The following is a 15170-nucleotide window of genomic DNA, read 5'->3' as shown; positions in this document are numbered from 1 at the left end:
GAGTTCTGTCTGCGACCTGGTAAAATGTCTAAATCCTTAAACAAGTGTCATAATTTAGATATCAAGTACTGATTTTTGGCAACAAATAGATTGTTTTTCAAATTGGAGGGCGCCGCATGGCAAAACTTAATTATGAAGATCAAGAGAGTTGGCCATTTGAAAGTGGGAAACGGCAGTCGCCGATGGATTTGCACTTTGCTCAAGCTAAAAAAATGCCATCAGCTGCGGATTTGCAGCTGGCCTACAGTCAAGTGGCCAGCTACGCTAAAGATACGGGGCGCGGCATCGAAGTTGGATCATCTGGCCAAGCCATGATTAATCAGCGGCCATTTAGTTTACAGCAGTTTCATTTTCACGCACCCAGCGAACACTTGCTTGACGGACAGGATTTTCCGGCCGAAGTTCATTTTGTTCATGAAGCAGCAGATGGCCAGCTGGCAGTGATTGCCGTTTTCCTGACTGTTGGGCAAACATCCCCAGCAATTACCTCGATCCTGCATCAACTAGGTGCCTCAGAGAAATTTGCCTGTGATGTCGAAAAACTGCTGCCAAAAGACCGTTCTTACTTTCATTACTTAGGTTCTTTGACTACGCCGCCATTGACTGAAACAGTCGAATGGTATGTGATGACGCACCCTGTCGAATTATCGGCCCTGCAGCTCAAAGAATTCCACCAGCTTTATGAACATAACAACCGAAAAATCCAAGCCATGAATGACCGGCCGCTGCTTTATTTTCAAGCCAAGGAGCCATCATGAAAGTACTGGTCTTTGGCGGCAGTGGTTTTGTCGGGCAGCAATTACTGAAAACTTTTCAAGCACAAGGCTGGCAAACGATCAGTGTTTCACGGCACGGCCGACCGAAAAAAGGTCAAGCGGCCTGGGCTGATGAAGTGACTTGGATCAAATCTGATGTGACAAAAGATCAGACTTGGCAGGATGCTGCTAAAAATGCCGATTGGATCATTGATGCGATTGGTATTTTGTTTGAAAAACCCAAACAAGGCATCACCTACGAGAACGCGATTGTACTGCCCTTGCAGAATATTGCTGATTTTTTGCTTAAACAATCAAAGCCAGCCAGACTGATATTTATTTCTGCTAACAAAGCGCCTCTTGTCCTGAAAAAGTACATGCAACATAAGATCGCGGCTGAAAGATTTTTGCAGCAGCCCGATTTTGCCAAACTACAAAGTGTCATTATCTATCCAGGGCTGGTCATTGATGCTGCTAAACCTAGCACGCTGATTGCTGAATGGGGCATTCACCTGCTGTACCGTCTACCCTTTTTAAAAAAATGGATCAGCGGCTATCTGCCCATCAAACGGACAATCTTAGCCGACGAAATTACCAAAGTCATGCGGGGCGGCAAATCAATTTTGACGCAACGGCGGCCATAACATGATTAAGAGGCTGTTATTTTCGTGCTTGCAAAGAGATTAGAATCAAACCGAGAATCCCCAAGCTCAGGCCCAAAAACATGAAGGAATAAATGCTCAACCAGACGGCCGAAACGAAAATCAATAAAATACTGCTGACAAACACACTGACGATATAGACAACCCGCATCTTTGCCCCCAAATTAACGAAGAGACAAACGATTTGAAAAATGTTTAACAGGGCTGTCAGAAAAGCAATCACGATCGACGACTTTGCCAGTAAATTTCCCGAAGACATCAAAGCATAATTATCACTTGCCGTTACAACAAGTGGATAAATAATCAGCAGTAGGCCAATGGCCACAATCAATTTCATAAACAACAGAAAGAATTTGAATAGTGTCTTGTCATTATACATATTGGGCCTGCTTTCTCAGGAAATTCAACCTGTATCTACTCTTATTATATGGGTTGTGCAAAAGTGCTGTCTAGCAAAAAAGCCCGATTTCTCGGGCTTTTATAATAACTATTTTACTTTTCAGATGCAGCAACTTTAGGCAGAATCAAATTCAAGAGGATACCGATCACCGTTGCCAAAGCAACACCGGAAAAATCCAATCCGTTTGACAGCTGCAGATGGAAATTACCAATGCCGATCACAAGAATTGGCGCTGCTACCATTAGATTGCGTTTTTTTGAATAGTCAACTTTACTATCAACAATCACCTGCAGGCCGGCTGCCGCAATCACACCATAAAGCATGAATCCAACGCCACCGATGACAGCGCCAGGAACCGTCTCAATCAAAGCGGACAATTTACCGATAAAACTCAATAGAACAGCCAGGACAGCTGCGCCACCAATGACCCACACAGAGTAGACACGGCTCATCTGCATAACGCCAATGTTTTCCCCGTATGAAGTTACTGATGGGCCGCCAACCAATGATGCTGCAATTGAAGCTGTACCATCACCAGCCAATGTATGACTGAGTCCGGGATCTTTAAAGAAATTATGGCCTGTGATTTTATTCAGCACCATGATATGGCCCAAATGCTCGGAAATAGTAACCAGAGCTAGCGGCGCCATACTTAATACAGCTGAAGGATAAAACCTACTGCTTTCAAAAATCGAGTTGAAGTTCGGAAGCGCAAACCAAGGTGCGGTCATCACGCGACTAAAATCAACCAAGCCAAACAACACCGCGAAAATATATCCGGTTATAATCCCTAACAGAACCGGAATCATCCCCATAAAGCCTTTGAAACACATGTTGTATAAAATCGTGACAGCCAGTGTTAGCAAAGCAACGATAAAAATCTTAATGTCGTATTTACTTGTTGCGGAGTTGATCGTGGCATTCTGAGCAGCGGTAGATGCCAAAGATAGACCGATCACCATGACAATCGGGCCAACGACCGAAGCCGGAAAAATTCTGTCAATCCAAGCAGATCCGGCTTTAGCAACAATCAAAGCCACAATCAGGTAGACAACACCAACTGACAAAACACCTTGCCCAACAGCTGGGTAGCCGAAAGCTTTCATCAAACTGCCCATTGGAATGATAAAGGCAAAACTCGAGCCCATGTAAGCCGGGATTTTTCCTCTAGTTATCAGCATGTGAAGCAGTGTACCAACACCTGACGAAAAAATTGCCACACCAGGATTTAAGCCGACCAGCAACGGAACCAGCACAGTCGCTCCGAACATACTGAACAAATGCTGCAAGCTTAAACCAAATAAAGCTGGAAATGGCGGCCGTTCATACAAGTCATAAATCGCGCCATTCGCGTGTTTCTCTTCCATAATTTCTCAATTCCTCTCGTTTTTGTGCTAAATAAGAAAAAACGCAACCATTACCCAATAAATGGGCAAGGCTGCGTTAAAGCATCTGAATCACTTGTTTTCTATTTTTTTGCACTGAGAGTAATTAAAACAGTCCAATCCCAGCTTGTCAATAGTTATTTGTCAGCAACTGTAAAACGTTCGCCGATGAAACGCGGTTCCTCGATTTCATTGAGAATGGCCCTTGCAATATTGCCTGTCGTCACATGGGATTTGCCATCTTCAGCATAAATTAATTCATCTCGGCCTGTTCTATAATCGGAGGCTGGCCCGTCGACAAATTCCTGCTGCGGCGAGATCGCCGTCCAATTCACATTTTGAGCATCGTGCTGTAAAACATAAAGTGCATCGACACCAAATTTCGGCTCATCAATCCAGGCCTCGTTATTAGCCAGCTTAGACAAGCTGTCATATAACAGCTGCCCGTCTTCTCTTTTAAGCGAGGCAGCACCTAAAATAAAAATAAAACGACTATCAATTTTGCGGCCAATCCGCAATAAATAACTCAAAGCATCAAAATTTTCAATCGGATGTGTATGATTGGCAAAAGCATTAATCACAACATCATAGCTGTGCAAGTTTGCCGCACCAATTTGATAGAGGCTCTTTTTAATAAAACGGCCTGGGCCAAGGAGTCCCTCAGCCTTATTTAAATCCCGCACAAAAGCTGTCACCTCGTGCCCGCGTCCGGCTGCCTCGCGATAGATCGATCTTCCTGCCATGCCGGTCGCACCAATAATTGCAATCTTCATCTCCTCGAACCTCTTTTCTTCGTTCGCGAATTAATCATCAAAAACAAAAACAAAAACAAAATTTGATTTTAAAAGAAACTGATTAAGACACCCAGAGCCGCTTAGCATCGTGAAAACGCACTCATGCCAACATTTTAACTCATTGCAATTTTTTGTTTATCTAATTTGGCCTGGCGGTCGCGATCACGCTTCATAATCGGTCCTAAATACTGGCCAGTATAAGAGGCTTTAACTTGAGCAACATCGTCAGGTGTTCCCGTAGCGATGACTTGGCCGCCGCCTTGGCCGCCTTCAGGGCCTAAATCAATCACCCAATCGGCTGTCTTGATGACATCCAGATTATGTTCGATGACAAGCACCGTATTTCCAGCATCAACCAAACGATGCAGTACTTCTAAGAGCCGTTTAACATCATCAGTATGCAGGCCCGTGGTCGGCTCATCTAAAATATAAAAATTACGGCCAGATTGAATACGATGAAGTTCACTGGCTAATTTCATGCGCTGAGCTTCACCACCCGAAAGAGTCGTCGCAGACTGTCCTAATTGGACATAGCCTAGGCCGACATCCTTAATTGTCTGCAGTTTACGAGCAATTTTTGGTATTGCAGAAAAGAAAGGCAATGCTTCATCAACCGTCATATCCAACACTTGGGCAATATTTTTACCTTTGTAGGTAACTTCCAAAGTCTCGGAATTGTAACGCGTACCGCCACAGACTTCACACGTGACGTAGACATCCGGCAGGAAGTTCATCTCGATTTTGATAATGCCATCGCCTTGACAGTTTTCACAACGGCCGCCTTTCACATTGAAAGAAAAACGTCCCTTGGCATAACCACGCATCTTCGCTTCATTAGTCTGAGCAAACAAGCCGCGAATATCATCAAAAACACCCGTATAAGTTGCTGGATTTGACCGCGGTGTCCGACCAATCGGTGATTGATCAATGTCGATCACTTTTTCAATGTGTTCAAAACCTTTAATTGACTTATAGGCGCCGGGTTTTTCTGAGTTACCGTTAATTTTTTGTTTCAGCGCGCGTTTTAGAATCGAATTGACTAGCGTGGATTTACCCGACCCAGAAACACCAGTCACAGCGATGAATTTGCCCAAGGGAAATTTAACGTTGATCTTTTTTAAGTTGTTCTCCGCTGCCCCATCTATTTCGACAAACTCGCCATTGCCTGGATGGTGTTTTTCCGGTACTGGAATAAATTTCTTCCCCGACAGGTATTGGCCTGTAATGGATTTAGCCACGCGTTCTACTTGTTTAGGCGTACCGGCGGCCATCACTTCGCCACCTTTGTCGCCGGCACCCGGGCCAATATCAATCAAATAATCAGCCGCCCGCATCGTATCTTCGTCATGTTCGACAACAACGAGTGTGTTACCAAGGTCGCGCATCTTTTTGAGCGAATTCAAAAGCATATCATTGTCTCGCTGATGCAGTCCGATAGACGGCTCATCCAGTACGTAAAGGACACCTGATAAATTCGATCCAATCTGGGTGGCCAAACGAATTCGCTGGCTCTCTCCACCTGATAAGGTCCCGGCAGAACGGGAAAGCGTCAAGTAGCCCAAGCCAACTGACACGAGAAAACCCAAACGGTCGGAAATTTCTTTGGCAATCGGTGCGGCGATTTCTTGATCGTTTTTACCTAATTTCAATGCTTTGAAAAAAGACAATTCATCGGAAACTGCCAGGTCCACCACTTGCCCAATATTCAAATGATGAATTTTCACTGACAGCGCCGCCGGGTTCAAACGATAGCCACCACAAGCCGGACAAGACATCTCAGCCATATATTGACTCATCACATCCCTTGTAAATTCAGAATTAGAGTCGTTAAAACGCCGCTGAATATTATTCAAAACGCCTTCAAATTCAGTATCAACATCACGGACTCCGCCGAAATCATTTTCATAATGGAAATGAAATGTCTTCTCGCCAGTGCCGTTCAACACCATGTCACGCTGTTTTTTTGGTAATTTACGCCAAGGTGTGTCTTCATTAATACCATTCTGCTCGGCAAACTGTGACAACATAGACGGATAGTAATTAGAAGAAATAGGGTTCCAAGGCGCAATTGCGCCTTGCCTAATCGAAAGCGAGTCATCCGGGACCACAAGATCAATATCAACTTTGCGCAGCACACCCAACCCTTGGCAGACTGGGCAGGCACCCATTGGTGCGTTAAAAGAAAACAATCTCGGTTCCAAACGGCCGACACGAAAATCCTTTAAAGCACCCGAATAATGGTCAGAAAATTTCATCGTTGGCCCGTCGACTTCTTCAACGGTTACCTTGCCATCCGCGATTCGAGTTGCGGCCTCCATAGCATCATAAAGGCGGGATCGCGAACCAGCTTTTAAGATGATGCGGTCAATCATGATCTCAATCGTATGACTGCTTTCACGATTCAAAGACAAGTTTTGTTCTTCATCCAGCTCAACAATCTCACCATCAATACGGGCACGAATATAACCCAATTTTTTGGCATTTTTCAGAGATTGTTCATGCGTACCGGGCTGATTTTCGATAATTGGCGCAAAAATCTGCAAGCGGGAGCGCTCAGGCAGTTTTAGCACTTTTTCAACCATCTGGTCGACAGTCACCATCACGATTGTACCGTCTTTAGGTGCATCCGGCCGGCCGATACGTGCAAACAGCAAACGCAGGTAGTCATTAATTTCCGTGACAGTTCCGACCGTCGACCGAGGATTATTATTGGTCGTCTTCTGATCAATAGAAATGGCCGGCGACAGTCCTTCAATCGAGTCGACATCGGGTTTTTCCATCTGACCTAAAAACTGCCGAGCATAGGCTGACAGACTCTGCACATAGCGGCGCTGCCCCTCAGCATACAAGGTGTCAAAAGCCAAGCTGGACTTGCCAGATCCAGATAGGCCGGTCAGGACAGTCAGGCTGTCGCGCGGAATATCAACATCAATGTTTTTTAAATTGTGGGAACGCGCCCCGCGAATCGAAATGTATTTCTTCACCATAGATAATATTTTAAGGCTTTTTGCTACAAAAAAAGCGAACATTTGTTCGCTTTAAGAAATCATTGATGATTATTCGCAGAAACTAGGCCATGATACCGCCATCGGCAACAAATTCAGCGCCAGTCGTAAAGGCACTTTCGTCGGAGGCGAGATAAGTCGCCAGTTTGGCAATATCTTTCGGCTGTCCCAAATGGCGCATCGGGGTCATAGCAATCACGCTTGCCCGCATCTCATCAGGAATAATATCTGTATCAATCCAACCTGGGTGAATGGAATTGACACGAATCTTTTTGCCCATTTGCAGAGCTTCCAAAGCAGCAGCTTTGGTCAATAAGCGCGTGCCGCCTTTCGATGCAGAATAGTCAGCGGCACCAGGCAGACCTCGCAAACCTGCAACCGAAGAGACGTCAACAATTGAACCCGGCTCAGACATTTGTTTGAAAGCAAAATGAACGCCAAGAAAATTCCCGGACAAATTGATAGACTGTGTCCAGTTAAATTCGGCCAATGACATTTCTGCCAAAGGTTTCCCCACACCACCAACACCGGCGTTATTCACAAGAATATCGAATTTGCCGAATTTCTCAATCGTACTGTCGACAACTTTTTTCCAGTCAGCTTCTTTGCTGACATCCTGCTGAATAAATAAGGCATCAGGACCGAGTTTTGAAGCTGCCTGTTGGCCCTTTTCGCCATTGCGTCCTGTGATAACGACTTTCGCGCCTTCCGCAATGAAATCGGCCGCAATTGCTTCGCCGATGCCGCCATTGCCACCCGTAATAATCGCTACTTTGCCTTTCAAACGATCAACCATAGCTGTATCCTCCGAATTTGTGAATAAATTTACTTTACGGTCTAATTATACAGCTTTGCCTAAATCCAGCGTTTACTTTTTCTTCAGCTTGTTTTTGAACTCGATAACAGCATCCCGCAACTGAGCAGCCTCTTCAAAGTCCATACGCTTAGCAGCAGCCTTCATCTGATCAGTCAGGCTTTGGATCATTTCCCGCTGATCAGCAGCAGGCATATCAGCAAAGGCGACCTGAGTGAGATCCATCTTGGACTCATCACTTGAAGCAACTTCGTGTGAAATAGCAATGGCACCGCGAATTGGTTTTTTGATCGTCATCGGCGTAATGTGGTGTTTTTCGTTGTAAGCAATTTGGATCTTCCGGCGTCGAGCGGTTTCATCAATGGCTTTTTGCATGTTTTCTGTGATTTTGTCCGCATACATAATCACATGCCCGTTCGAATTACGCGCGGCACGCCCGATCGTCTGGATTAATGACCGCTCGTTGCGCAAAAAGCCATCTTTATCAGCATCTAAGATTGCAACAAGGCTGACTTCAGGAACATCCAAACCTTCACGCAGCAGATTAATCCCGACCAGCACATCAAATTTGCCCAAACGCAGATTACGCAATATTTCCGATCGTTCTAAGGTCTTAATATCGCTGTGCAAGTACTGAACTTTCACGCCATTTTCCTTCAAATACGAAGTTAAATCTTCGGACATGCGCTTGGTCAATGTCGTAATAAAGACACGCTCGTCTTTTTTGGCACGTTCATTGATCTCGCCAAGGAGATCATCAATCTGGCCCATGATCGGCCGCACTTCAATTTCCGGGTCCAAAAGACCAGTCGGCCGAATAATCTGTTCAGCAATATGTTCAGGAGCCACACGTGCTAGTTCATAATCACCAGGTGTTGCCGACATATAAATAATCTGGTTCACATGCTTTTCAAATTCATTTAATTTGAGCGGGCGATTATCCAAAGCCGAGGGCAGACGAAAACCATAATCCACCAAGGTCTTTTTTCGTGCCTGATCGCCGTTGAACATACCGCGAACCTGCGGCATTGTCACATGACTCTCATCAACAACTAAAAGAAAATCCTTCGGGAAGAAATCCAACAGTGTGAAAGGTGGTTCCCCTTGTTTGCGGCCATCCATCCAACGCGAATAGTTTTCAATGCCGTTTGTATAACCCATTTCCAGCAGCATTTCGATATCGTATTCAGTCCGCTGCTTGATACGCTGCGCTTCCAGCAATTTTCCCTGCTGTTCAAATTTTTTCACCGATTCAACCATTTCCTGGCGGATGCCATCGGTAGCCGTCTTTAAAATATCATCGTTAGTCATGAAATGTTTGGCTGGGAATATTGAAATAAAGTCATCCTCCAATAAAATCTCGCCAGTCAGCGGATTAATCTCTCGAATACGGTCAACCTCGTCCCCGAAAAATTCGACACGAATCGCTTTTTCATCTTCTGAAGCCGGGAATATTTCGACGACATCTCCGCGGACACGGAAAGTGCCACGGGCAAAATCGATATCGTTTCGCACATATTGGATGTCGATTAAGTGGCGCATGAGATTATCGCGCCCATATTCATCCCCGACACGCAGGCTGATCACGTGATCTTTATACTGGCGCGGATCGCCCAAACCAAAAATCGACGAAACAGAAGCTACGACAATTGTGTCATTACGCGACAGGAGACTGCTGGTGGCACTGTTTCGCAGCTTATCAATCTCATCATTAATGCTGGCATCTTTTTCAATATAGGTATCCGAAGAAGGCACGTAGGCTTCCGGCTGGTAATAATCATAGTAAGAAACAAAATACTCGACTGCATTATCCGGGAAGAAGCTTTTCATCTCGCCATAAAGCTGGCCGGCCAGGGTCTTATTATGGGACAAGATCAAAGTCGGCTTGTTGGCAGCAGCAATCACGTTTGAAATCGTAAAAGTCTTGCCTGTGCCTGTAGCACCCAACAAAATCTGTTCTTTAATACCATTTTTAAGTCCGTCAGTCAGCTGCTTAATCGCGGTCGGCTGGTCACCAGTCGGCTGGTATTGACTATTTAATTTAAAATTTCCAGGTAAACGCGTTTCCAATTCCATAGTTCCATTATCGCATTTTTCGTTAGAGCTTTGAACTGGCGTTCCCCTACCACATATTAAATTTAACGAAATTATTTTTTCAGAACTTCAAAGGTATAGATCAGATAACGATCTTGGAAATGACTACCTGACATTGGCTGCATTGATAAAGGATATCCGTGTCCGGCCTGCGAAACGATCCCAATCGCATGACGGGTGTTATTGTGCCAAGTTATCAGATAACGGCCAGGCCGGAAACGATATTGAAGATGAACCCAAGTTTTATTCTTAGCAAAATGACCTTTTTTAAAAATGATTCTGCCTTGATAACGAATGGTTAATTCGCCGAACTGTTTTTGTTCACGCATGATACGCAGACGCGTAAAACGGCTTCCAGAAATAGTCACTGCTTGCGACACCGACTGCCCAGGACGGATTCTTTTGTCTTCCCGATCATAGCCGGCACCGTAATTAGAATAGTTGCCTAAAACCGGCAGAAAAGTTTGTTTGGCCAAACGATCATCAGGATCTCCGTCGATGACCTGCTGATTCAAATTAACCAAATCAATATCAAAGGCTGCCGCTGCTGCTCCAGCAGCAGAGACAAGAGTCAGCAAAATGAGCGTGATCAAAGTTAATCTAGATTCCGATAATTTGTTCGCTGTTGTGTTCTCTTTGGTTGGCTGGATGGCCAGCAGCAGAATCGGCAAAATGGCAATTTCACCGTAACGGCCGTTCACTTCCCAAAGCAGCGCATAAAAAGACAGCCCGGCTAAGGGCAGAATGATGTTGACAAAAGCGGCCGCAGAAGCCTGATCGTCGTATTGTGACTGAAACAGACGTTTTTTAAGTTTCCAAAAAGCCAGTGCAAAAATCGCGATATAAGATGCACGGGACAATGTCGATACTGCATTGTTGATCAGCTGGGCATGATTTTCATAAAAAGGCGGCGCGAGAATAAAACCCGTATGATAACGATCAAAAATATTTCCCGCATAAAGCAGCACAGCGAATTTTTGAATAAATTGTCTTAAAAGGCCAAGGGGGCCTTCCTGTTTGATCCGATTTAGCAGACGGCGGCCGGCGACGCGGCTGCGCTGAGACTTGTTAGGCAGGGCGGCCATTTGGTTGACATCCTGCTGATTATACTGGCCCGCAGAAACTTGATTAAGCCCCATTGACATCCAATGCGTGATGGGAAATTCGTAACGAGAACTGCTGGAAAAATGGTAACTGTTTGCCAACCTGGTATTAATTGGAAAAGAGAGCGCGATCACAGCAAAAAGGACCAAAAAAAGTTTTAGTACGGGCGCAAAAGCATGATTCCGGCAGCAAAACAAGAAAAACATCAACAGCAGAATTGCCGGCAGAACCACAATAAAGCTGGCTTTGCTGCTCATACCAAAATAAAAAATCACAGCTGACGGCAGCAGCAGTTTCCATGGCAGGCGTTTCTTTTCGATCGCATACTGCAGTAAAAAAAGAGCCAGTGCCCAAGTAATCATCGCCGGCAGGTCCGTATACAGAATCCAAAGATTATAGCTGTAAAGCATCGGCAGACAGAAAAAAAGCATGGCGGTCAAATTCAAATACCGAATTTTTTTCGTCGCCTGATAAACATTCAACAGACACAAAGCCAAGAATACATTCAATAATGTAAAGGAAATGACTGACTGAATCGCAAATTTATCCAATAAAATGAAATGGCCCAAGCGGACGGCCCAGCTGTAAAAGATAGTTGGCGAAACAATCTGCGGATATTGGGCAAAATAAATCCCCCACCGTCCCTGCCTGCCGTTTGCTAAATCATAGGCGAACGAGCGCAGGCGGAAAGGGTCATGAATAAGTGACGGAATAAAGTTCCGCAACAAATAGATTTCCAATAAGGCAAATAGCAACAACAGGCCAATTAAAATGCCGCGGTTGGCCGTCAAACTGCATTTTTTAAAAAACTGATCGGCTTTTCTGAATAATAGCAGCAGCAATGCAGACAGCAGCAAGACTAAGAAGTTGCCTGGCAAAAAGCTGCCATTTCCGGACATAAAAGTATTAACAACGACACCCGTTAATAAAATAAACAGTAAAATAGCGGTTAACGCCCGGTATATATACCGAAATGAATTCTTTTCCTGACTCACAATAATTAAAGTATAGGATAAAAAAACGCCTCAAAAATGAGACGTTTGTTCAACATAGCCAATAAAATTTTATTGGTTGATATATTCCTTGCTTGAAGCGATAATATCCTGCAGACCTTTTTTAGCATCCGAGAAGAACATCTTTGTATTCGGCAAAGAGAATAATGGATTTGGAACACCGGCATATCCACTGCTCATCGAGCGTTTGATAACAACAACCGACTTAGACTTATCAACATCCAAGATAGGCATTCCGGAAATATCATTCCCCGATTCGCGAGCCAATGGATTCGTCACGTCATTTGCACCAATAACCAAGGAAACATCGGTATTCTCAAACATGGAATTAGCTTCATCCAACTGCTTCAATTGGTCATAAGGCACATTGACATCAGCCAGCAGCACATTCATATGGCCAGGCATACGTCCAGCGACCGGATGGATGGCGTAATCAACATTAATCCCGTTATCAGTCAGCAGTTTGGCTAACTCAGCTACTTCATGCTGGGCCTGAGCGGCCGCCAAACCATAACCAGGAACAATCATCACATTATGTGCATAGGCTAATTGCAAACCAATATCGTCAGCTGATGTTTCGACCACTTTGACATCCGTCTGGCCAGCAGGGGAAACGGATTGAGAATCATCTGTCCCGAATCCACCTGCCAGAATATTAGCGACTGACCGATTCATCGCATCAGCCATCTGCAAGGTCAAAATCGTGCCCGCAGCACCAACAAGCGCACCGGCAATAATCAAAACCTGATTGTTAATCACGAATCCGGCAAAAGCAACTGCTAGGCCAGTAAAGGCATTTAACAATGATACAACGACCGGCATATCTGCACCGCCAATCGGCAGTGTCATCAAGAGCCCAAAAGCCAAGCTGGCCAGCAAAGCCAAGACAAGGTACCAGCTATTGTCAACTTGCGTGATCATTAAGATGGCAGCAGCCACGATCGCAATCACGACCAGGATATTGACAAATTTTGAACCTGGAAATGTAATCGGTTTTCCAGAAACCTTCCCGGAAAGTTTGCCAGTGGCAATCAAAGAACCAGAAAATGTAATCCCGCCAATGACGATATCTAAGACCACCGGAATTGATAAAACAAGCGGCAAGTGCCCATTAGCTGTCATGTAATCAAAAGCGCCAATCGCAGCAGCTGCACCGCCACCAACGGCGTTAAATAATGAAACCAGCTGCGGCACATCGGTCATCGGTACTCTTTTTGCCTTGCTAAAGCCATAAAAAATACCCAAAGCCAATCCGGCAGCCAAAGCAATCCAGGCGCCAACTTGGACACGGCCAGAGACCAGGATTTCAATCAAAATCATGATGACAGCCAGAATCATACCGACAAATGAGAGGCCATTCCCCTTTTTAGCCGTCTTAGGGCTGCGCATCAAATGCACGCCAATCACATAGCAAAAGGCCGAGATCAGATAAATGAGAGATGCAGTTGTTGTCAGACCTGTCATTTTTTGTCCTCCTCTTTTTTAGCTGGCTTGCGGTCAAACATACCTAGCATTCTGTCTGTTACCGTATAGCCACCGGCGACATTGATTGCAGCAAATAGTGCAGCAAAGAAAGTCAGCACATACAACAGCCAATTATTGGCCTCGGCTGCAATAGCAAAGGCACCAACGACAACCACACCGTGAATCGCGTTTGCACCAGACATCATCGGTGTCTGCAGCGTGGATGGAATTTTCGACATAACCTCAAAACCAACCAGCAGGCTTAAAACAAAGATAGCCAAATTGGCATATAATTCTTCACTCATTTTTCTTCCTCCGCTCCCTGTTCCTGCTTTGGCTGTACTGGCCTTTTTTCCATACCCATACGGCTGCGCAGAAAATTCGAATTGATCTGGCCGCCATAAGTTGCCAGCAGGTCTGTCAAAACATCATCATCAAGATCAAAATGAATCTGGCCGTCTTTGACAATATAGTTGATTGTATTCTGGACATTTTTGGCATACATATCCGAAGCTGATCGAGCTACACGGCTCGCTAAATCACCAGCACCAACAATAATTGCACCAGTCTTTGTGACGATGGTCTCGCCAGGTTGGGATCCGGCTACATTGCCACCCAATTTTGATGACCCCAAATCTATGAAGACCGTATCGGCTTTCGCTTCATCTACAGCTTTCTTTGAAACAACAACCGGTGGCTTGCCTCCAGGGACTTGAGCTGTCGTGATAATGACATTATTCTCCGCAATAAAGCCTTCTAATTCAGCCTGTTGTGCTTGTTTTTCATCATCATTCAAGGCACGGGCATAACCATTTTCATCTTTCACCTGGACTTTGGAAATCAATGCTTTGGCACCCAGCGACTCAATCTGGCCACGGGCATCTTCACGAATATCATAACCAGAAACAACTGCACCTAAACGATGGGCAGTACCAATGGCTTGCAAGCCAGCCACAGCTGCACCAATAACTAATACTTTGGCTGGACGCGCCGTTCCGGCAGCTGTCATCATCATTGGAAAATATTGCGGATAGGTATCAGCAGCCAGTAGAGCCGCTTTATATCCAGCAATCGATTTCTGCGATGAATTGGCATCAAGATTCTGAGCTCTTGACACAGTTCGCGGAAGCAGTTCAAAAGCCAAGGCACTGACACCCGCCTTGGCCAGCTGCTGCATCCCTTTTTTATCTCCAAGCGGATTCAGCATTCCGATAATCGTCTGTCCTTGAGACAATTTGGATAAAACTGCCTCGCTAGGTTCGTTAACGACTGTGACAATATCGGCCTTTAATGCCTCTGTTCGCGTGACCAGTTTGACACCAGCCTTTGCATATAAATCATCATTATAAAAAGCCTTTTCGCCAGCTCCCTTTTCGATGCTCACCTCAAAATCGCTCTTAATCAGTTTTGCGGCCGTATCAGGTGTCAATGCGACACGATTTTCGCCGGCAGCTTCTTTAAGAGCAGAAACAACAATTGCCATAAAACCCCCTTTCGTGTTTGAAGCTGCAATCACTTGCAAACGCTTCCACGCTTTCCTATTCTATTACATTCTTGTGAAAAATAAATTTTCATTTGCACATTTTTGGATTTTTTTGGTCAATCCGCTGCCAAACACCGCATAATTAAAGAAGATTTCGGTTTTTTAAATTGAGAAAACAGTTGCATAGCTTCTTGGGG

Annotated in this window: 12 protein-coding genes; 2 read left to right on the top strand and 10 right to left on the bottom strand. The window is 45.0% G+C overall.

Annotated features, from left to right (window positions below):
• Nucleotides 1-116 precede the first annotated feature (116 nt).
• Nucleotides 117-758: a carbonic anhydrase family protein gene (locus tag OKIT_RS04065; RefSeq protein WP_007745562.1), complete on the top strand. Its 642-nt coding sequence runs from the start codon at nt 117-119 to the stop codon at nt 756-758.
• A complete protein-coding gene (locus OKIT_RS04060; protein ID WP_007745556.1) occupies nt 755-1399 on the top strand; it encodes an NAD-dependent epimerase/dehydratase family protein in 645 nt (214 codons plus the stop codon). Before OKIT_RS04065 ends, OKIT_RS04060 begins: the two co-directional genes overlap by 4 nt.
• Nucleotides 1400-1415: 16 nt before the next feature.
• On the opposite strand, the gene OKIT_RS04055 is transcribed toward OKIT_RS04060, so the two are convergent.
• The 10 genes from OKIT_RS04055 to OKIT_RS04010 all read right to left on the bottom strand — a co-directional run bounded on the left by OKIT_RS04055 (nt 1416) and on the right by OKIT_RS04010 (nt 14973).
• Complete coding sequence (locus OKIT_RS04055; RefSeq protein ID WP_007745554.1) at nt 1416-1796, bottom strand: hypothetical protein; 381 nt, start codon at nt 1794-1796, stop codon at nt 1416-1418.
• 113 nt (nt 1797-1909) lie between these two features.
• Entirely contained in the window at nt 1910-3184 is a 1275-nt protein-coding gene (locus OKIT_RS04050) for a solute carrier family 23 protein (protein WP_007745552.1), read from the bottom strand.
• A 155-nt stretch (nt 3185-3339) separates the two neighbouring features.
• Complete coding sequence (locus OKIT_RS04045; protein WP_007745551.1) at nt 3340-3975, bottom strand: NAD(P)H-binding protein; 636 nt, start codon at nt 3973-3975, stop codon at nt 3340-3342.
• A gap of 134 nt (nt 3976-4109) precedes the next feature.
• A complete protein-coding gene (gene uvrA, locus OKIT_RS04040) occupies nt 4110-6983 on the bottom strand; it encodes an excinuclease ABC subunit UvrA (protein WP_028291887.1) in 2874 nt (957 codons plus the stop codon).
• Between the two features lie 82 nt (nt 6984-7065).
• Nucleotides 7066-7797: a glucose 1-dehydrogenase gene (locus OKIT_RS04035; RefSeq protein WP_007745549.1), complete on the bottom strand. Its 732-nt coding sequence runs from the start codon at nt 7795-7797 to the stop codon at nt 7066-7068.
• Between the two features lie 72 nt (nt 7798-7869).
• Complete coding sequence (uvrB, locus tag OKIT_RS04030; protein ID WP_007745547.1) at nt 7870-9891, bottom strand: excinuclease ABC subunit UvrB; 2022 nt, start codon at nt 9889-9891, stop codon at nt 7870-7872.
• A 71-nt stretch (nt 9892-9962) separates the two neighbouring features.
• Nucleotides 9963-12008 carry a glycosyltransferase-like membrane protein gene (locus OKIT_RS04025; protein ID WP_007745545.1) on the bottom strand — a complete coding sequence of 682 codons (2046 nt, stop codon included), beginning with the start codon at nt 12006-12008 and terminating at the stop codon, nt 9963-9965.
• A gap of 69 nt (nt 12009-12077) precedes the next feature.
• Nucleotides 12078-13490 carry an NAD(P)(+) transhydrogenase (Re/Si-specific) subunit beta gene (locus tag OKIT_RS04020; RefSeq protein WP_007745544.1) on the bottom strand — a complete coding sequence of 471 codons (1413 nt, stop codon included), beginning with the start codon at nt 13488-13490 and terminating at the stop codon, nt 12078-12080.
• On the bottom strand, nt 13487-13795 hold the full coding sequence (locus tag OKIT_RS04015; protein WP_007745543.1) for an NAD(P) transhydrogenase subunit alpha part 2: 309 nt from the start codon (nt 13793-13795) through the stop codon (nt 13487-13489). Before OKIT_RS04015 ends, OKIT_RS04020 begins: the two co-directional genes overlap by 4 nt.
• Nucleotides 13792-14973 carry an NAD(P) transhydrogenase subunit alpha gene (locus OKIT_RS04010; protein ID WP_007745542.1) on the bottom strand — a complete coding sequence of 394 codons (1182 nt, stop codon included), beginning with the start codon at nt 14971-14973 and terminating at the stop codon, nt 13792-13794. The genes OKIT_RS04015 and OKIT_RS04010 overlap by 4 nt, the downstream gene beginning before the upstream one ends.
• Nucleotides 14974-15170: the final 197 nt, after the last annotated feature.

The sequence above is a fragment of the Oenococcus kitaharae DSM 17330 genome (assembly GCF_000241055.1).
GTDB lineage: Bacteria > Bacillota > Bacilli > Lactobacillales > Lactobacillaceae > Oenococcus > Oenococcus kitaharae.
Note: the sequence above shows the minus strand (reverse complement) of the source record. Positions and strands in the feature narration are given on the sequence as shown.

Excerpts from the sequence above, each read along its gene's own strand:
- OKIT_RS04065 (WP_007745562.1), top strand. The coding sequence starts at position 117 with ATGGCAAAACTTAATTATGAAGATCAAGAGAGTTGGCCATTTGAAAGT.
- OKIT_RS04060 (WP_007745556.1), top strand. The coding sequence starts at position 755 with ATGAAAGTACTGGTCTTTGGCGGCAGTGGTTTTGTCGGGCAGCAATTA.
- OKIT_RS04055 (WP_007745554.1), bottom strand. The coding sequence starts at position 1,796 with ATGTATAATGACAAGACACTATTCAAATTCTTTCTGTTGTTTATGAAA.
- OKIT_RS04050 (WP_007745552.1), bottom strand. The coding sequence starts at position 3,184 with ATGGAAGAGAAACACGCGAATGGCGCGATTTATGACTTGTATGAACGG.
- OKIT_RS04045 (WP_007745551.1), bottom strand. The coding sequence starts at position 3,975 with ATGAAGATTGCAATTATTGGTGCGACCGGCATGGCAGGAAGATCGATC.
- uvrA (WP_028291887.1), bottom strand. The coding sequence starts at position 6,983 with ATGGTGAAGAAATACATTTCGATTCGCGGGGCGCGTTCCCACAATTTA.
- OKIT_RS04035 (WP_007745549.1), bottom strand. The coding sequence starts at position 7,797 with ATGGTTGATCGTTTGAAAGGCAAAGTAGCGATTATTACGGGTGGCAAT.
- uvrB (WP_007745547.1), bottom strand. The coding sequence starts at position 9,891 with ATGGAATTGGAAACGCGTTTACCTGGAAATTTTAAATTAAATAGTCAA.
- OKIT_RS04020 (WP_007745544.1), bottom strand. The coding sequence starts at position 13,490 with ATGACAGGTCTGACAACAACTGCATCTCTCATTTATCTGATCTCGGCC.
- OKIT_RS04015 (WP_007745543.1), bottom strand. The coding sequence starts at position 13,795 with ATGAGTGAAGAATTATATGCCAATTTGGCTATCTTTGTTTTAAGCCTG.
- OKIT_RS04010 (WP_007745542.1), bottom strand. The coding sequence starts at position 14,973 with ATGGCAATTGTTGTTTCTGCTCTTAAAGAAGCTGCCGGCGAAAATCGT.